The organism is Marinomonas posidonica IVIA-Po-181 (assembly GCF_000214215.1).
GTDB classification, from domain to species: domain Bacteria; phylum Pseudomonadota; class Gammaproteobacteria; order Pseudomonadales; family Marinomonadaceae; genus Marinomonas; species Marinomonas posidonica.
The window spans coordinates 2,159,535-2,176,911 of record NC_015559.1 but is presented as its reverse complement, the minus strand read 5'-3'; the positions used below and the strand labels follow the sequence as shown (position 1 = coordinate 2,176,911).

Annotated in this window: 16 protein-coding genes; 10 read left to right on the top strand and 6 right to left on the bottom strand. The window is 44.2% G+C overall.

Going from position 1 to position 17,377, the window contains the following annotated elements; all coding sequences use genetic code 11:
• Nucleotides 1–8 precede the first annotated feature (8 nt).
• Both MAR181_RS10210 and MAR181_RS10205 read right to left on the bottom strand, forming a co-directional pair.
• Entirely contained in the window at nucleotides 9–1,076 is a 1,068-nt protein-coding gene (locus tag MAR181_RS10210) for an ABC transporter permease (protein WP_013796514.1), read from the bottom strand.
• Complete coding sequence (locus tag MAR181_RS10205; protein ID WP_013796513.1) at nucleotides 1,073–2,692, bottom strand: ABC transporter ATP-binding protein; 1,620 nt, start codon at nucleotides 2,690–2,692, stop codon at nucleotides 1,073–1,075. The genes MAR181_RS10210 and MAR181_RS10205 overlap by 4 nt, the downstream gene beginning before the upstream one ends.
• Nucleotides 2,693–3,217: 525 nt before the next feature.
• On the opposite strand from MAR181_RS10205, the gene MAR181_RS10200 reads away from it, so the two are divergent.
• The 3 genes from MAR181_RS10200 (at nucleotide 3,218) to rlmM (ending at nucleotide 5,999) form a co-directional block, all read left to right on the top strand.
• A complete protein-coding gene (locus MAR181_RS10200) occupies nucleotides 3,218–4,129 on the top strand; it encodes a GGDEF domain-containing protein (protein WP_245546149.1) in 912 nt (303 codons plus the stop codon).
• A gap of 101 nt (nucleotides 4,130–4,230) precedes the next feature.
• Nucleotides 4,231–4,905, top strand: a complete 675-nt coding sequence (locus MAR181_RS10195) for a TIGR01621 family pseudouridine synthase (RefSeq protein WP_013796511.1) — start codon at nucleotides 4,231–4,233, stop codon at nucleotides 4,903–4,905.
• A gap of 41 nt (nucleotides 4,906–4,946) precedes the next feature.
• Nucleotides 4,947–5,999, top strand: coding sequence for a 23S rRNA (cytidine(2498)-2'-O)-methyltransferase RlmM (gene rlmM / locus MAR181_RS10190; RefSeq protein ID WP_013796510.1), 1,053 nt, complete (start codon nucleotides 4,947–4,949; stop codon nucleotides 5,997–5,999).
• Nucleotides 6,000–6,068: 69 nt separating this feature from the next.
• On the opposite strand, the gene MAR181_RS10185 is transcribed toward rlmM, so the two are convergent.
• On the bottom strand, nucleotides 6,069–7,739 hold the full coding sequence (locus MAR181_RS10185; protein ID WP_013796509.1) for a L,D-transpeptidase family protein: 1,671 nt from the start codon (nucleotides 7,737–7,739) through the stop codon (nucleotides 6,069–6,071).
• On the opposite strand from MAR181_RS10185, the gene MAR181_RS18750 reads away from it, so the two are divergent.
• Both MAR181_RS18750 and MAR181_RS10175 read left to right on the top strand, forming a co-directional pair.
• Nucleotides 7,740–8,045, top strand: coding sequence for a hypothetical protein (locus MAR181_RS18750; RefSeq protein ID WP_049782719.1), 306 nt, complete (start codon nucleotides 7,740–7,742; stop codon nucleotides 8,043–8,045).
• A gap of 133 nt (nucleotides 8,046–8,178) precedes the next feature.
• Nucleotides 8,179–9,417, top strand: coding sequence for a GGDEF domain-containing response regulator (locus MAR181_RS10175; RefSeq protein ID WP_013796507.1), 1,239 nt, complete (start codon nucleotides 8,179–8,181; stop codon nucleotides 9,415–9,417).
• A gap of 63 nt (nucleotides 9,418–9,480) precedes the next feature.
• On the opposite strand, the gene gatB is transcribed toward MAR181_RS10175, so the two are convergent.
• The 3 genes from gatB to gatC are packed head-to-tail and all read right to left on the bottom strand — an operon-like array spanning nucleotide 9,481 to nucleotide 12,688.
• Nucleotides 9,481–10,926 (bottom strand): Asp-tRNA(Asn)/Glu-tRNA(Gln) amidotransferase subunit GatB, encoded by a 1,446-nt coding sequence (gene gatB / locus MAR181_RS10170; RefSeq protein WP_013796506.1) that lies wholly within the window; start codon nucleotides 10,924–10,926, stop codon nucleotides 9,481–9,483.
• Between the two features lie 2 nt (nucleotides 10,927–10,928).
• Nucleotides 10,929–12,389: an Asp-tRNA(Asn)/Glu-tRNA(Gln) amidotransferase subunit GatA gene (gatA, locus tag MAR181_RS10165; protein ID WP_013796505.1), complete on the bottom strand. Its 1,461-nt coding sequence runs from the start codon at nucleotides 12,387–12,389 to the stop codon at nucleotides 10,929–10,931.
• A gap of 11 nt (nucleotides 12,390–12,400) precedes the next feature.
• Entirely contained in the window at nucleotides 12,401–12,688 is a 288-nt protein-coding gene (gene gatC / locus MAR181_RS10160; RefSeq protein WP_013796504.1) for an Asp-tRNA(Asn)/Glu-tRNA(Gln) amidotransferase subunit GatC, read from the bottom strand.
• A gap of 236 nt (nucleotides 12,689–12,924) precedes the next feature.
• Between gatC and MAR181_RS10155 the strand changes: the two genes are divergently transcribed.
• The 5 genes from MAR181_RS10155 (at nucleotide 12,925) to rng (ending at nucleotide 17,370) form a co-directional block, all read left to right on the top strand.
• Nucleotides 12,925–13,968, top strand: a complete 1,044-nt coding sequence (locus MAR181_RS10155) for a rod shape-determining protein (RefSeq protein ID WP_013796503.1) — start codon at nucleotides 12,925–12,927, stop codon at nucleotides 13,966–13,968.
• Between the two features lie 67 nt (nucleotides 13,969–14,035).
• The gene (gene mreC / locus MAR181_RS10150) at nucleotides 14,036–14,818 is read left to right on the top strand and encodes a rod shape-determining protein MreC (RefSeq protein ID WP_041651285.1); all 783 of its coding nucleotides are present in this window, start codon (nucleotides 14,036–14,038) and stop codon (nucleotides 14,816–14,818) included.
• Nucleotides 14,818–15,291, top strand: coding sequence for a rod shape-determining protein MreD (gene mreD, locus MAR181_RS10145; RefSeq protein WP_013796501.1), 474 nt, complete (start codon nucleotides 14,818–14,820; stop codon nucleotides 15,289–15,291). Before mreC ends, mreD begins: the two co-directional genes overlap by 1 nt.
• A gap of 17 nt (nucleotides 15,292–15,308) precedes the next feature.
• The gene (locus MAR181_RS10140; RefSeq protein WP_013796500.1) at nucleotides 15,309–15,923 is read left to right on the top strand and encodes a Maf family protein; all 615 of its coding nucleotides are present in this window, start codon (nucleotides 15,309–15,311) and stop codon (nucleotides 15,921–15,923) included.
• Nucleotides 15,916–17,370 carry a ribonuclease G gene (gene rng / locus MAR181_RS10135; protein ID WP_013796499.1) on the top strand — a complete coding sequence of 485 codons (1,455 nt, stop codon included), beginning with the start codon at nucleotides 15,916–15,918 and terminating at the stop codon, nucleotides 17,368–17,370. Before MAR181_RS10140 ends, rng begins: the two co-directional genes overlap by 8 nt.
• The last annotated feature ends 7 nt before the right edge of the window (nucleotides 17,371–17,377 follow it).

Genomic DNA, 17,377 nt, shown 5'->3' with positions numbered 1-17,377 from the left:
GTGAGCTCCTAGTTCGTCGCTTGGTTGGAAAGCATAAGACGATTATTAATAAAGAAATCGCAGGCCAATAAGAAAAACAGCAGAACCCCTTGGAACATGCTGACAACCGCGACAGGGATGCCCATTTCAATTTGTGCCAGGTCACCACCCATATAAAGAATGGCCATAAACACCGCAGCTAATATTGCTCCAATAGGGTGTAAGCGACCAAGGTACGCGACGATGATGGCAGAATAACCATAGCCAGGTGACACATTTGGAACGAGCTGTCCAATTGGCCCAGTGGTTTCGCTTACGCCAGCTAAGCCGGCCAGTGCGCCCGCGAATAACATGACAAACCAACTGAGCTTTTTGCTGTTAAAACCGGCATAGTTTGCTGCAGGTTCGTCGGCACCTAATACTCTTATTTGGAAGCCTAAATGGGTTTTAGATAGGATGAACCAGCCAATGAATCCCGCCACGATTGCAAACACAATACCAAGATGAATTCGACTGAATTCAAATAAGGTAGGCAGTAAGGTTGCATCAGAGAACAAGGCCGACTCAGGAAAGCCAAATCCTTGAGGGTCACGCAATGGTCCATGAACCGCCCAAATCAATAAGTACAAGGCAATGTAATTGAACATGATGGTGGTTAAGATCAAATTTGAGTTAAAGCGTAACTTTAAAAAGGTTGGTATAGACGCCCATAACATGCCTGAGATAATGCCAGCTAATAGGGTGATGGGAAGCGCAAACACTGACTCAGAATCGATGAAATAAAGCGCCATGGCAGAACCGCCTAAGGCACCGGCTAATAATTGTCCTTCCGCGCCTATGTTCCACATGTTGGCGCGGTAGCAAATGGCTAGGCCAACGGCACAAAGCAGCAAGGGGCCCATTTTGACGAACATTTCGCCAATGTTGTAACTGTCTGATAAAGGCGCTATCAGTAACACATGCAATGCTTGAAGCGGATCTTTGCCGATGGCTGAAAATAAGATGCAGCCAAATAATAGTGTGAGTGTAATCGCGATTAAGGGTGAAGCGACTTTCATTAATGAACTTGGCTCGGTGCGAGCTTGAATGCGGATCATGATTTCGCCTCTTGTGTTAATTCGCGTTGAGTGTCAATAAAGGTCCCAGCCATCCATTGACCAATCTGATCAATGTTGGTGTCCTGGGTTTTGACTTGAGGCGATAAATGACCATCACAAATGGCCGACATGCGGTCAGCGAGGAGAAAGAGTTCATCTATGTCTTCTGAAATAAGTAGAATCGCCGCGCCTTGATCTCGTAAATCCAATAAGGCTTGGTGAATGGCGAGTGCAGCACCAACGTCGACACCCCAGGTTGGGTGCGCGCAAATAAGGACTTTCGGATTTTGACCAATTTCGCGTCCCATGATGAATTTTTGTAAGTTACCACCGCTTAAACTTTTGGCCTCCGAAAATTCACCATGACATTTTACTTTGTATTTTTTGATTAAACGACTGGCGTACTCTTTTGCTTCTTGCCATTGTACTAAGCCATTTTTGATAAAGCCTGTACTATGAGTGAGCAAGGTGTTTTCGGTTAGGCTCATGTCGGGTACTGCCCCCCGACCGAGTCGTTCTTCTGGTACGTAAGCCATGCCAAGCTTGCGTCTGTCACCAGCATGCAAATGCCCAATCTCCATCTGTTCAAGGGTCAGGCTACTTTTATCTGCACGGTTGTCTTCACCGCTGATAATCGCCATAAGTTCATCTTGCCCATTTCCTGCCACGCCGGCAATGCCAAGAATTTCCCCCGCTTTCAGTTCGAACTGAACCTTCTTAAGGCTGGTGCCAAAAGGTTGCTTTGAGGAAAGAGATAAATTGTTGGCACTAAATAGGGTATGAGTGCCTTCCTTTTTGGTGTATTGCGTTTCTTGTTCAGCTAGATCGCCGACCATCATTTTGGCTATTGAGGCGGGTGTTTCTTCACTCGGTACACAGGTATCAACGACTTTACCACCACGCAAAATAGTGGCTTGATGACAAATTTCAGTGACTTCGTGTAATTTATGACTGATAAACAGAATGCTACAGCCTTCTTTAGAGAGGGTTCTTAACACCTCAAATAAGCCTGATACTTCTTGTGGCGTCAGTACCGAGGTGGGTTCATCTAGAATAAGCAGTTTTACCGACTGGACTAAACAGCGCATGATTTCGACACGTTGTCGTTCGCCAATGGAAAGAGCATGAACATATTTGTGAGGGTCGACGTTTAATCCGTACTCTTCAGATAGTTGGCAGATCTTTGTGGCCAAATTATCTATCGCATCAAGTTGTTTTTGGCTTAAGCAGAGTTCAATGTTTTGGCTGACGGTTAAAGTCTCAAATAATGAGAAGTGCTGAAACACCATGCCTATACCTAAATCTCTAGCGGTAGAGGGGGATTTAATCGTGACTTCTTTTCCATCCCAAAGAATATCTCCTTTGTCGGGGGCAACGACACCATAAATGGTTTTCACTAGGGTGCTTTTACCAGCACCATTTTCTCCTAGTAAGGCATGAATCTCACCAGGTTGTAGGCTTAAAGTGATGCTGTCGTTAGCAAGACAGCCGGGGTATTGCTTAGTGATGTTAATTAATTCTAAGCGTGAAGTGGTTTGTTGTTTGTTCAATGTATTGGCACCATTTTGTCTAAGCCGTTCATCGGCTTGTAAGAGCAACTTTCTATTATAGTGCATACTTATGGGGCTTATTTGATATTGTGCACCATATTGGATCTATGCATGTACGTTACTTGTGCGCTTACAAGGTTAAATGCGATTTGTTTGACCGATTAGTTAGGCTTTGTTGCTTTCTAGACTTATGTATATCAATATTCATGCCAAATTAAGGTGTTTATGCAGGTTGTTTTATGAGAATTTGAACTCCTTGTCTTAGCTCATATTACTAAATGAACAAGTGTAAACTGATAGTAGGAAAAACCTTAGGCATTCGGTAGAATGCCCTGATTGATTATTAATAGAAGTTATATGTTGAACTTCTGTGATGATTTAGGACTGCTTTAGATTGGGAATTCTGTGTTTTCTTCACTTAAAAAAATAATACATACGATCTTAAACTTTGGTTTTAAGGACGATTATGCTAATGATGTAAACCAGAAACATGTGGTGAATTTCTCCTACCTGATTTTTTGTTTTTGCAGTGTTTTTTTGATTGTTATATTTTCGCAGCCATTTTCCCCTTTAGTTGTTATTGTTTCCGTCATGAGCCTGATATTGGCCTGCATGGGACTGCGCTGTAATTATCGAGGGCAGTTTTCTCGCGCTCAGCTTCTGATGCCTGTTTTAAAAATGACTCAGGTTACTATTTTGACCTTGTTTTATTTTGGCTCAGAAAGCGGCTTTCATTTCCTCTTAGTGCAAGCGATTGCTTATTCCTTCATTGTTTTTCGCGCTGACCAAAGATTTGTCAAGGGGCTCATTGTTGCGCTTACCGTTCTGTTATTTTTGATGTGTGAATATTTGAGTTTGACAGACTTGTATCTGACTGAGTCTAAACAAAGTTTTATGCTGGTCTCGGTTTTCTTTTTTATTGCATTATATTTTTCTATTGTCATCGATTTGGTGATGAGTCGTTTGAAATCGGTGAATCAGCATTTAAGAGTGTTGGCTGAAAAAGACGAACTGACGGGGTTGTCTAATCGCCGTAAAGTGCTGGCGGATGCGGTCAATATTTTTGCCGATTCTGTGATTAACCATGATACTTGTGTCTTTGCCATTGTGGATTTAGATCATTTTAAGAAGATTAATGATACCTACGGCCATGAGGCGGGCGATTTTGTGCTGGCAAAAGTGTCCGCGAAAATGCAATCTGTGATTCGCACAACAGACAAAATCGGGCGTTATGGTGGTGAAGAGTTTATTATACTCATGCCAAAGACCAAATTGGCGCAAGCTGAATTGGTCATGGAGCATTTGCGACAGACGATAGCGGCTTTGACCATTGAAACTGAGCAGGGGATTATTATCCCTGTGACGATCAGTATTGGTTTGGCACCTATTACAACCGAGGTAACACGCTATGAAGAGATTCTAGCGTCCGCTGATAAAGGTTTGTATGCCGCGAAAAGAAGCGGCCGTAACCGAGTTTCTGTTTCCCCCGATTTTCAAGATTGAAATCGTTAATTTTCTATTGACATATGAGTTGTCCACTTTCTCTGTGGATAAGCTTGTTGGCTAAATCCTTAATTCCCTATGAATACTGAGAGAGGTCTTTCTTGCTCAAAATAATACATACTTGTGTGGATTACTGGGTGATCGAAAAACCCGCCGGGATGAGTTTTCATGCTGAGTCTGAATCGATGGGGGTCATGGAGTCTTTACATCAGAATTATCCAGATTGCGATTTTTATCCCGTTCATCGACTCGATAAAATGACCTCGGGAGTATTGTTGGTTGCTTGTACTAAAGAGGCAGCCGTTTTGTTTGGTGAGTTATTCAGTCAACACAAGATTGAAAAACGCTATCTTGCGTTGTCGGTGCGTAAGCCAAATAAAAAACAAGGCACGATTGCTGGTGGTATGAAGACAAGCCGTAGGGGTCAATGGAAGCTAACAAAAGAGCAAGACAACCTAGCTGTTACGCAGTTTTTTTCGACTTATATAGAAGGCAAAAGACTGTTTTGGCTAAGACCTTTGACGGGGAAGACACATCAAATTCGAGTCGCTTTAAAAAGTGTGGCTGCTCCTATTTTGGGTGATGAGCGGTATGGCGGTGAGTCCGCGGATCGAGGCTACTTACATGCTTATACGGTCGCTTTTGAATGGCGCGGCGAATCAGTTTGTTATCAAGTTGCTCCCTCTGTCGGGGAGCATTTTAGTTCCGTTTTATTGGACCATGTGGTGAAACATTTTGTTGAGGCTCAACTTAAGTGGCCACAAACCAAACATTAATTAATACTTGGTTAGCTGCGCCTAATCAAGAAGGAAGTTGAATGAAAAATATTATTGCCTATTGCCGATCTGGTTTTGAGAAAGATTGTGCCGCTGAGTTGTCTGATTTAGCTGCCAGTAAGGGCTTTTATGGTTACGCTAAATTAGAAGCCAATTCTGGCTATGTGGTGTTTTGCTTTGAACAAGAAGATGCTGGTGAAAGCTTGATTCAGCAGTTGAACTTTAATCGTATTATTTTTGCTCGTCAGATTATTGCCGCAAATGATCTTTTATCTTTAGAGCAAGGCGGTCGAGTCGAATCCTTACTTGAAGCGGCCAGAGAGTTGCCCTTGGCAGAGGATATTTGCATTGAAACAGCGGATACGAATGAGGCCAAATCGCTTTCGGGGCTTATCAAGAAATTAGATAAGCCTTTGCGAGAAGGTTGGAAGCGTTCAGGTGTACTGAGGAAAAAAGCCGTCGGAGTTCGTCATCATGTGTTTATGCTGGATGGACAGTCGGCTTACCTTGGTGTGTCTTATGCCGCTTGTCGTAGTGAATTTCCTATGGGAATTAGGCGCTTGCGTTTTCCAGCGGCAGGACCAAGTCGTTCCACCCTCAAACTGGAAGAGGCTTTCCTTCAATTTGTGCCTCAGCAGACGCTGCAAGATGATCTGATTGAGGGCATGACGGCAGTGGATCTTGGGGCAGCACCAGGTGGTTGGACTTATCAGTTTGTTAAGCGTGGTATTCACGTGATAGCGGTTGATAATGGCCCGATGCAAAAGGAGCTTATGTCGACCGGCTTGGTGCAGCATGAGAAGGCCGATGGTTTTAAGTTTGAGCCTCCGCAAACGGTCGATTGGTTAGTGTGTGATATGGTGGAAAGGCCTGTCAAAGTAGCGGATCTGATGGCAAATTGGTTAGCAAGAGGTTTTACTCGTCGAGCGGTGTTTAACTTAAAATTGCCGATGAAAAAGCGCTATCAAGAAGTCAGTTTGTGCTTGGCCAATATGGAAGCATTGCTTAAAAAGTCCAAGGTAAGATATGAATATCAGGTTAAACACTTATATCATGATCGTGAAGAAGTGACGGTCTGCGTTATGGTGAAGTAGTAAGCGTCATTAACTTAGCAGAATAAGAAGAGCGCGAGTAAGGAACAACCCTTACTCGCGCTTTTTTGATTAGATAGATTCGTTTGGCTTGAAGGCAATGTAGCCCATTGCTTCTTCCATTAGGCTGTCACGCTGATACACATCACTGCGGAATTCAGGCATGCCATTTGCGTTTGGCACAACGGTAAAGTACACCAAGTAAACGGGAATGTAGCTTGGCAATGACACCACGCTGTTGGAATGGCTTTTTAGTTTGTTGAGCATTTCATTATAGGACTTGGAGCCTTTGGTGATTTGCTTGGCGAACTCATGCGGGTCTTCTAAGCGAACGCAACCGGAACTGAAGGCTCGGTCTCTTTCTCTGAATAAGTGTTTCGCTGGTGTGTCGTGCAAGTAGATCTCGTTTTTATTTGGAAACATAAACTTGAATTGACCCAGAGCATTACCTTCATCTGGCTCTTGCTCAAAACGATACGTGAGTTTTTCGGGGTTAATGTTCTTCCAGTCGATTTTCGTCGAATCAAGCTCCTTTGCTCCAATGCTCCAGCTTGAATAGACCTTGTAACCGTGTTTTAGTAAATAATTTGGGTCTGACTGCAGTTTAGGCAGTAAGTTCTCTCTGGCGATGCGATGGGGGACACGCCAAGTTGGGTTGGTCACCATGTAAGTCATTAGGCCTTTAAACACAGGTGTTTTTCGCTCGGGCTTGCCTATCACTACCTTCATCGAGGTCAGTTCGCCATTGAGGTGCATATCAACAGTGTAATTGGTTAAATCGACCCAGATTCGATTGGCCTCAAGTTCGCTCGGTAGCCAGCGCCATCTTTCAAGGTTGTAAGCAATCTGCTTTGCTCTAGCGGTCAGTGATACATTGAGCATTTCAATGGTTTTTGAGCCTGCCGAGCCATCTGCGATTAGGTGATGACGACGTTGGAAATTTCGTAATGCTTTTTTCAATCGAGCATCAAATCGATCTTCTTGTACTTTTCGGGTGGAAAAACGAATATCACCGAGTTGTACTAGTCTTGCTCTAAGTTGAGCAACACGTGGTCCTTCATCTCCGAGCGAGAGTGGGACACCAGCTTCCACTAAGATGTCTTTTTCTTTTGCCGCAAGGTCTTGATAATAAACCAGCCATTTCTGTAGAACTTGATATTGCGGACTGCGTGGTGCGAGCAAGGGTAAAAAATTAACCATGCTGGCGGCTGAATCAAGATACAGTAAATCTTTCCAGTTATTATTTGGTGCGTCTAGCTGCCAGTTTGGATCAATCAGCAAAGGTTCATAACGGCCATTGCTTAAATCATGAGCATAGCTAGTGAGCGCGATGGTAGCGATCACGTCCATTTCGGCGAGTTGCTGAGAGCTTGGCTGTTTTAATTCAAGATAGTTTTTTATGATGTCAGTATGGTAATGAATTGGGTTCAGACCATGAGTATGGGATTCTTGTAGAATGTCGACAAGCTTATAAATTGACATGTCGATGGTCTTGTTTTTAATCCAAACAGGTTCATAGCCTCTTGCTTTATAAGCGGTCAATACTGAGTTATTTGGTAAAGCCTGTCCTGCGACAGGAGTGAAAGCATTGAGTGTCAAAGAAACTTGCTCTTTGACACTGGTGGCGATTTGCGCCTCGCTGGGTGGGTCTATTACAAATTGTGGCTTGTTGCTTTGAGAGGAACAAGCGCTTAAAAGTAAGCCTAGGCAGAAAACAGAAACAAACTGCTTTAGGGATTTCATATGGTTTTCCTTGACGGTGAACTCTTTAAGAAAGCGGTATCATCTTCTAAAATGGAGATAATGCTTAACGCCTCTTCTCTTGTATTGCCACAGATGTCTTCATCGGGCATAAATGTAGCGCAAACTTTTGGTCTGGCTGGATCGTTAAAAATGGCGCAGCGGAAATCGTCTAGAAGCTGGACGCAGGTTTCTCCTGCCGCCTTGCCGTTTGGCATACCGGGTATGGCTGAGCTAATAGATGGCGCTGTGCAGCAAGCACCACAACCAGACCGACATTGCATGTTTAGTAACCTGTATTGTAACTAGATAGTGTAAAGATATGGGAGTATTTACAAATTGATACTCTGCTCTGCCATTTTAGAGTATCGGATTGGTGGGTCATAGGGGATAATTCAAAAATTAAGTGAAAATTTGTGTGTCTTTTGGAGTAGGTAGATTGATGGTATCTGATGAGCTCAAGGTGTTGGTGGTGGAAGATAGCCCTGTTGTCTTAAAGGTACTGAATCATTTGTTGTCTCAAAACCCCAATTTCATACCTGTCTTATGCTCAAACTATGAAGAAGCGCAGACGAAGATAGAAACGTCGGGGATTGAGTTTTTTGCGGCCATAGTCGATTTGAACTTACCTGATGCTGAAAATGGTGAAATTGTCGATTTGGTCCTGTCGCATCACATTCCTTGTGTTGTATTGACGGGCAACTTTGATGACGATCAAAGATTGAGTTTGCTAAATAAAGGTGTGCTGGATTACATCACCAAAGATAGTCGTTATTCATTCAATCATGTTATTAAAGTGGTTGAGCGACTTAGAAAAAATCAAAACGTGAAAGTATTGGTGGCGGAAGACTCTTCGACTAGCCGTTTATTTATTAAGATATTGCTAGAACAATATCGTTTTAATGTGATTGAAGCTGAAGATGGTCAGGAAGCATTAGCCAAACTAGAGTCGGATGACAGTATTCGCATGCTCATCACAGATTATAATATGCCGCATATTAACGGTTACGATTTGGTTCGTATGCTTCGACATAATGCACGCTTTCAGGACCTTGTCATTATTGGTTTGTCGGCCGAGGGGGACAATTCTTTGTCCGCTAAATTTATTAAGGCTGGGGCGAATGATTTCTTGAAGAAGCCTTTTTATCATGAAGAGTTTCATTGTCGAGTAGTGCATAACTTGGAAGCTCAAGAGATGCTAGAGACAATACGTGAACTAGCCAATATTGATCCTTTGACTAAGTTACAAAACCGTCGTTATTTATTTGATGATGGTGAGCGAATGTTCCGTAAATCGATTCCTGAGGCTTCCTTGGCCATGTTGGATTTAGATCACTTTAAGAAGATAAATGATACCTATGGTCATGCGGTGGGAGACGATCTATTGCAGGCCGTTGCTCAGGAAGTCATGGTACATTTTCCAGATTTTCTGGCATGTCGTTTTGGTGGAGAGGAGTTTTGTGTTGCTGCAAACGAGCCCGTTGATGCGTTAATGCCTAAGTTAGAGCGCTTTTTAGAGGGGATTCGTGAAAAAGAATTTACGGAGGCTAAGATTAAAGTCACATGTAGTATTGGTGTGTGTGGAAAGGGTTTTGATTCCTTGGAGACAGCGCTTAAAATTGCGGACGATAACTTGTATGAAGCAAAACGCCTGGGGCGGGATCAAATCGTCACTAATTGATTTTTGATGGTCATAAAAAACGCCGCTCATCATGAGCGGCGTTTTTGCTTTCAGGGAAGGGGGTTAGCCTTTTAGCATTTTCGCCAAGATAGGGTTGACGATGCCAGGATTGGCTTTACCTTGAGAGGCTTTCATGACTTGTCCGACGAAGAAACCTATCATTTTCTTTTGCTTGTCTTCGTCAGCAGCACGATACTGCTCTACCTGAGCTTGATTGGCGTCTAGAATGGTTTGAATCATGCTTTCAATGGCGCCAGTGTCGGTAACCTGTTTTAAGCCTTTTGCGTCTATGATCTGATCGGCAGAGCCTTCGCCTAGCCACATAGCTTGAAACACATCTTTGGCTGTTTTGCCATTGATTGTGTTGTCTTTAATGCGAACTAATAGCTCGCCAAAAGCTTGGGCTGAAACAGTGGATTGCGCAATATCAAGCTGTTCTTGGTTAAGGGTTTTGCTGAGCTCACCCATGACCCAGTTGGCTGTCAATTTGGCGTCCTTTACTTGGCTGTTCGCTGTTTCGAAATAATCAGCCATGGCACGTGAGGAGGAAAGTACATTAGCGTCGTACTCACTCAGCTTGTATTCGCTTTGGAAGCGGGCTGCTTTTTGAATGGGTAATTCTGGTAATGTGTTTTTAATGTCCTCTACGTATTTTGGCGTTAGCTCAATAGGTAGTAAATCTGGGCAAGGGAAGTAGCGATAGTCGTTGGCGTCTTCTTTTGAGCGCATGCTACGAGTTTCATTCTTTTCAGGATCGTACAAGCGGGTTTCTTGGGTGATCTTGCCGCCATCTTCTAGAATGTCTGATTGGCGTTCAATTTCAGTGTAGATGGCTTTTTCTATAAAGCGGAAAGAGTTTACGTTCTTGATTTCGGTACGGGTGCCAAACTCTTTTTGGCCTTTAGGGCGCAGTGACAAGTTAATGTCGCAGCGCATTGAGCCTTCGGCCATGTTGCCATCGCAAATGCCTAAGTAGGTGACAATGGAATGAATCATTTTAACGTAAGCAACGGCTTCTTTTGCGGAGCGAATGTCTGGCTCTGAAACAATTTCCAATAGTGGTGTACTAGAGCGATTCAAGTCGATGCCGGTCATGCCATGAAAGTCTTCATGGAGTGACTTACCGGCATCTTCTTCAAGGTGTGCTCGAGTGATGCCAACGCGACTGGTGGTACCATCATCCAATGTGACGTCAAGGTAGCCTTTACCGACAATAGGGTGATCCATCTGGCTGGTTTGGTAGCCTTTAGGAAGGTCTGGATAAAAGTAGTTCTTGCGTGCGAACACGGACGTCATGCCAATTTCAGCATTGATGGCATGACCAAACATAACGGCCATACGCAGTGCTTCTTTGTTAAATACCGGTAATGCGCCAGGCATGCCGAGATCGACTAGGGTGGTTTGTGTGTTTGGCTCGGCGCCAAAGCCCACAGCGGCACCAGAAAACAGTTTTGATTTGGTTGAGAGCTGGGTATGAATCTCAAGGCCAATAACAACTTCCCAATTCATCTTTATGCTCCTTTTGCCATAGCAGGTGTTTGTCTATGCCAGTCTGTGTTTTGCTGGTACTGGTGTGCTACGTTCAATAGTTTGGCTTCGGCAAAGTAGTTGCCCATGATTTGCAGGCCAACTGGCATTTGGTTTGAGAAGCCGGCAGGAATAGACATGGCAGGAATGCCCGCCAAGTTAACAGACAAGGTGTAAATGTCTTCAAGATACATAGCAACTGGGTCATTGGTTTTGCTGCCTAAGCCAAATGCCGTTGTTGGTGCAACAGGTCCCATGATGACATCCACTTGTTTCAGTGCATTGGTGAAATCATTTTTGATCAGGCGACGGATTTTTTGTGCTTTAAGGTAGTAGGCGTCATAGTAGCCTTCTGATAAAGCATACGTACCGACCATGATGCGTTTTTGTACTTCTTGGCCAAAGCCTTCTGCACGTGAGCGCATATACATATCAAGCAAATCTTTTGGGGCTTCACATCGATGCCCAAAACGCACACCGTCAAAACGTGACAAGTTAGAAGAGGCTTCCGATGGTGCGATTACATAATAGGACGGAATGCTTAGATTAAGGTTTGGTAGAGAGATCTCTTTGACTTCTGCACCAAGTTTTTCAAACTCTTTTACGGCTGTCATAATGACATCTGCCACACCTGTGTCTAGGCCCTCGCCAAAATATTCTTTTGGTAGGCCGATTTTTAGGCCGGTTAAAGGTGTGTTTAGGTTGCTTAGGTAATCATCATTGGCCGTTTCGGACGAAGTTGAATCTTTATCGTCAAACCCTGCCATGGCTTGCATAAGGTGTGCACAGTCTTCAGCGCTTTTGGCCATTGGACCTGCTTGGTCAAGGCTTGAAGCATAAGCAATCATGCCGAAACGAGACACACGACCATAGGTGGGTTTTAAGCCTGTGATGCCGCAAAATGAGGCTGGTTGGCGAATGGATCCACCAGTGTCGGTGCCGGTTGCGGCAATGGCTAAGCCTGCGGCAACGGCTGCCGCTGAACCACCAGAAGAGCCGCCTGGAACCGTGTCTTGGTTCCAAGGGTTTTTAACTGCACCATAGTGGCTGTTTTCATTGGAAGACCCCATGGCGAATTCGTCCATGTTAGTCTTACCCAACATGACGGCGCCAGCATCTTGTAGTCGGCTGGTAACGGTTGACTCGTAAGGCGGGATGAAATTGTTCAGCATTTTTGAGCCGCAAGTAGTTAGTGTTCCTGCAGTACAGAATAAATCTTTATGAGCAATAGGGATGCCCGTTAGTAAGCTGGCCGCGCCGTTTTGAATTTGCGTATCCGCATTCGCCGCTTGCTTGAGTGCTACTTCTTCACTGAGGGTGATGTAGCTATTAAGCTGAGGGTCAAGCTTAGTGATTCGGTCTAAAAAATAGCGTGTCAGTTCTACGCTGGAGATGTCTTTGTTGCGCAATTGTGCGGCTAAAGTCGAGATGCTTTGGTCAAACATGCTGGTCTCTCTTAATCAATCACTTTAGGTACGAGGAATAGCCCCGCTTCAGTTTGCGGTGCATTGGCTAGAAAGTCGTCGCGGCGATTTTCTTCGGTTACCAAGTCCTCACGTAAACGTTGTGTCATTTCAAGGGGATTTGACAGAGGGTCGATGCCATCAGTATCAACCGATTGCATTTGTTCAACGAGAGATAAAACGCTGGAAAGTGATTGCTGGTATTGTTCGGCATCTGCCTCAGTTAAGGCAAGGCGAGCCAAGTGTGCAATTTTCTGCACGTCTTGTTTGTCTATGGACATGTTCCACCTGATTCTTTCGATTGTCGTAAATGTTTTGATTGTATCCTTTAGTTGCATGCCTATAAAGCTAACTCAGTGAAAAATCGAGTTTTATTTGAAAACACAGGCTGATATTCTAGTTTTGGATTGATTCATTAGAAGTTTTTTATTATTTGACTGGAATCGCTTGCCCATTGCTCAAGTGATTGTTACATTTTGTAGCTGTTCGTATCGTATTTATTAGGGTGTAATAATTCATGTTTAAGAAAATCAGGGGAATGTTTTCAAGCGATTTGTCTATTGACCTAGGAACGGCAAATACCCTTATTTACGTTCGTGATCGCGGAATTGTTCTTGATGAGCCTTCGGTGGTTGCTATTCGTCATAACGGAAATCAAAAGACAGTTGCTTCTGTGGGAACGGATGCTAAGCGCATGTTAGGTCGTACGCCTGGTAACATTACTGCGATTCGACCAATGAAAGATGGCGTCATTGCAGATTTCCATGTAACAGAAAAAATGCTGCAGTACTTTATTTCAAAAGTACACGAAAACAGTTTTTTAAAGCCAAGCCCGCGCGTGTTGGTTTGTGTACCTTGCAAATCTACTCAAGTGGAGCGTCGTGCAATTAAAGAGTCTGCACTCGGTGCTGGTGCACGCGAAGTGTATATCATAGAAGAACCAATGGCAGCGGCGATTGGTGCAGGCCTTCCCGTTGCGGAAGCATCTGGTTCTATGGTCATTGATATCGGTGGTGGTACGACGGAAATCGCCATTATTTCTTTAAACGGTATCGTAACGTCTGAATCCATTCGTGTTGGTGGTGACCGTTTTGATGAAGCCATTACCACTTATGTGCGTCGTCAATATGGCAGCTTGATTGGTGATGCAACCGCTGAGCGTATCAAGAAAGAAATTGGCATAGCGTATGCGACAGGCGAAGAGCTGCAAATTGACGTTCGCGGCCGTAATCTTGCAGAAGGTATCCCGCGTTCTTTTGTGTTAAACAGCAATGAGATCTTGGAAGCGCTACAAGAGCCATTAGCGCAAATCGTTCAAGCCGTAAAAGGTGTATTGGAGCAGTCTCCACCTGAATTGGCTGCCGATATCGGTGAAACGGGTTTAGTGTTAACCGGTGGTGGAGCTTTGCTTCGTGAACTGGATCGTTTGATTAGTGAAGAAACTGGCTTGCCTGTGATTATTGCTGATGATCCATTGACTTGTGTTGCTCGTGGTGGCGGTATGGCAATGGAATTAATGGATAAGCATGCCTCTGAGCTTTTTACTGCTGATAACGAGTAAAGGTTAGGAGCTTCACATTAATAATTCGCTTCTTTTTGGCGGTAAGATATCAAGCGCTCGATTTGTAGTGCTTGTTATTTTGTCTATTGTCATGATTGTTGCTGATGTTCGCTATGCTGTGTTCTCACAAGTGAGACCTTATTTGAGTCTAATTGTGACGCCGATACAGGAAGTAGTGAATGCGCCAAAGAAAATCTTTTACTGGGCTGGCGAGCATTTAGAAAGTCGCGAAGCCTTGGTGAAAGAGAATCAGGAATTACTGTCTGAGGTTTTGGTCTTGCGCAGTAAGCAGCAACGACTTGAGTCTTTACAAGCTGAAAATGTGCGATTGCGGGAACTGTTGGACGCTTCGCAACGGGTCGATGAAAAGATCGTTATGGCTGAGGTGATTGGCTTTGATCAGAATGCCTACAGTCATCGAATCATGATTGATAAAGGCTTTTCGTCCGGAGCCTATGTTGGTCAGCCGGTTTTAGATGCCACCGGTGTGCTGGGTCAAGTGATTGAAACGGCCGCTTACAGTAGTCGAGTCTTATTGATTGCGGATGCCAGTCATTTTGTCCCTGTGCAGCTTGCTCGAACCGGCTTTCGCGGCATCCTCAAGGGAACAGGGGATTTGAAGCGCATGGAGTTGTTAAGCGTGCCTCGATCGATCGATATTAAAAAAGGTGATGTATTAACCACGTCCGGATTAGATAAACGCTTTCCACGTGGTTACCCTGTAGGCGTTGTAAAAAGCGTCAAATTACTATCGGGTCAATCTTACGCTAGTGTTGATGTGGTTCCTCTGGCTCAGTTAGGTCGAAGTCGACATGTGATGTTAATTGAAAAACCTGAGGCAGGGCGATAATGAAACCGTTAGTAGTCTTTATGATTACCTTGTTGACCGCTTTGATGTTAGAAGCGATTCCTTTTCCTGAAGAGTTTTTGTGGTTTCGTCCTGAATGGGCACTCTTGGTGATTTTATATTGGGTAATCGCTTTGCCTTTCCGAGTTGGAGTCGGCTTGGCATGGATTCTGGGGTTGATGGTAGATTTACTGCAAGGCGGTATTATTGGCCAGCATTCTTTAACCTATGTCATTATTTCTTATACTTGTGCTCTGTTTTACCAAAGGCTGAGAATGTATCACCGTTGGCAGCAAGGTGTTTTTGTTGCTGTTTTAGTGAGTATTAATCAGTTGGTTGATTTTTGGATTGACCACTATTTGGGGTATGCTGAGCCCACCTTGTTAATTTTTATGCCTGCTGTTATCACAGGTCTGCTATGGCCTTGGTCTTTCATTATTTTACGCAGTGTACGGCGCATTTACTCCATTAGGTAGTATTAATAGGATTTTTTATGCTTGTATTGGCCTCGGCCTCCCCCAGAAGAAAAGAGCTGTTAAGTCTCTTAGTGAGAGAGTTTGAGGTCCTGCCAGCGGATATAGACGAAACCCCTTGGGTTCAGGAGTCACCACAAAATTACGTGTTAAGAATGGCGGAAGAAAAAGCCATTGCTGCTGCCGCTAAATTCCCTTCTGTTTTTCATACTCCTCCTCAGTCTTCCGTTATTTTTGTTGCATCAGACACCAGCGTGGTTGTCGATCAGCAAATTTTAGGCAAGCCTGCTAACCTTGATGAAGCTAAGTGCATGCTGCGCTTATTATCAGGGCGCGAGCATCGAGTTATGACGTCATTGTGTCTTATGAATTTATCCGGTGAGCATCTGGTGTCTACTTGTGTTGATACTAAGGTGAGGTTTCGCGCTATTTCTGACCTTGAAATAGAGCAATACTGGCGTAGTGGTGAGCCACAAGATAAAGCTGGGTCTTATGCGATTCAGGGGCATGGTGCTGTGTTTGTTGAGTCGATGCAAGGTTCCTATTCGGCGGTCGTGGGCTTGCCTTTGTTTGAATGCGCGCAGATCTTGTCACAATTTGGAATTCATTCTTTAGAGGAGATGTCTCATGAGTGAAGACGTACTCATAAATGTCACTCCCATGGAAATTCGAGTTGCCCTCGTTGAAAATGGGGTATTGCAAGAAGTCTACATTGAGCGTTCTAGTCGTAAGGGCATTGTCGGTAATATTTATCAGGGTAAAGTGGTTCGGGTTTTGCCAGGAATGCAGGCTGCTTTTGTTGATATTGGTTTAGAGCGTGCCGCCTTTATTCATGTTTCCGAAGTCGCTGATCGAGATGCTGTGAATCCGAGTGACCAAATAGGTGATTATCTTCGCGAAGGTCAGTCATTGGTTGTGCAGGTCACAAAGGATCCGATTAGCAGTAAGGGCGCACGTTTAACCACCCATCTTTCTATCCCGTCTCGCTATTTGGTCTATATGCCAGATCAATCCCACGTTGGAGTGAGTCAACGAATTGAAGATGAGCAGGAGCGTGATCGTCTTAAGCAATTAGTCTCTGAAGCTTTGACCGACGCGGATGAAAACAGCGGCTATATTTTACGGACCGCGGCTGAAAGGGCGGGAGAGGAAGAGATTCTAGCGGACATCAAGTTCCTTACGCGTCTTTGGCAATCCGTAAAGCGTCGTATGAAAAATGCCAAAGCCCCGTCCGTTATATACGAAGATCTACCTTTGCACCTTCGTACAATGCGAGACTTGGTTAGCCTAACGACCGAAAAAATTCGCATAGATTCAAAAGAGAATTACGCTAAATTGCGCTCGTTTGCGGATGACTTTATTCCAGAGTTGGTTGGACGGATTGAGTATTATCCTGGTGAGCGTCCCATTTTTGACCTATACAGTGTTGAAGATGAGATACACAAAGCCTTAGATCGTAAAGTCCAGCTTAAGTCGGGTGGGTATTTGTTAGTCGAACAAACTGAATCAATGACCACGATTGATGTTAATACTGGGGCGTTTGTCGGCAGCCGAAATCTTGAAGAAACCATCTATAAAACCAATTTAGAAGCGGCAACCGCTATTGGTCGTCAATTACGGCTTAGAAACCTTGGTGGTATTATCATTATCGACTTCATTGATATGGAAGATGAAGAGCATAAGCGACAAGTCTTGCGCATGCTTGAGAAGGTGTTGGATACAGATCACGCGAAAACGAAAATTACGGGTGTGTCTGAGCTCGGTTTAGTCGAGATGACCCGTAAACGAACCCGTGAGAGCCTTGGCCAAACCCTGTGTGAACCTTGTCGAGCCTGTCGTGGCAGCGGATTGGTGAAGACCCCTGAAACGGTTTGCTATGAAGTATTTCGTGAAATTTTGCGTGCAGATCGTGCTTATGATTCACAGACTTATACTGTGTTGGCATCTACTGCTGTTGTCGAACGATTCTTAGATGAAGAAAGTGCTGCCGTGGCTGAATTGGAGGCCTTCATTGGCAAAACCATTCGTTTTCAGGTTGACTCAGTCTATACGCAAGATCAATATGATGTTGTGCTTCGCTAATTGAATG

Excerpts from the sequence above, each read along its gene's own strand:
- MAR181_RS10210 (WP_013796514.1), bottom strand. The coding sequence starts at position 1,076 with ATGATCCGCATTCAAGCTCGCACCGAGCCAAGTTCATTAATGAAAGTC.
- MAR181_RS10205 (WP_013796513.1), bottom strand. The coding sequence starts at position 2,692 with ATGCACTATAATAGAAAGTTGCTCTTACAAGCCGATGAACGGCTTAGA.
- MAR181_RS10200 (WP_245546149.1), top strand. The coding sequence starts at position 3,218 with ATGAGCCTGATATTGGCCTGCATGGGACTGCGCTGTAATTATCGAGGG.
- rlmM (WP_013796510.1), top strand. The coding sequence starts at position 4,947 with ATGAAAAATATTATTGCCTATTGCCGATCTGGTTTTGAGAAAGATTGT.
- MAR181_RS10185 (WP_013796509.1), bottom strand. The coding sequence starts at position 7,739 with ATGAAATCCCTAAAGCAGTTTGTTTCTGTTTTCTGCCTAGGCTTACTT.
- MAR181_RS18750 (WP_049782719.1), top strand. The coding sequence starts at position 7,740 with ATGGTTTTCCTTGACGGTGAACTCTTTAAGAAAGCGGTATCATCTTCT.
- MAR181_RS10175 (WP_013796507.1), top strand. The coding sequence starts at position 8,179 with ATGGTATCTGATGAGCTCAAGGTGTTGGTGGTGGAAGATAGCCCTGTT.
- gatB (WP_013796506.1), bottom strand. The coding sequence starts at position 10,926 with ATGAATTGGGAAGTTGTTATTGGCCTTGAGATTCATACCCAGCTCTCA.
- gatA (WP_013796505.1), bottom strand. The coding sequence starts at position 12,389 with ATGTTTGACCAAAGCATCTCGACTTTAGCCGCACAATTGCGCAACAAA.
- gatC (WP_013796504.1), bottom strand. The coding sequence starts at position 12,688 with ATGTCCATAGACAAACAAGACGTGCAGAAAATTGCACACTTGGCTCGC.
- MAR181_RS10155 (WP_013796503.1), top strand. The coding sequence starts at position 12,925 with ATGTTTAAGAAAATCAGGGGAATGTTTTCAAGCGATTTGTCTATTGAC.
- mreD (WP_013796501.1), top strand. The coding sequence starts at position 14,818 with ATGAAACCGTTAGTAGTCTTTATGATTACCTTGTTGACCGCTTTGATG.
- MAR181_RS10140 (WP_013796500.1), top strand. The coding sequence starts at position 15,309 with ATGCTTGTATTGGCCTCGGCCTCCCCCAGAAGAAAAGAGCTGTTAAGT.
- rng (WP_013796499.1), top strand. The coding sequence starts at position 15,916 with ATGAGTGAAGACGTACTCATAAATGTCACTCCCATGGAAATTCGAGTT.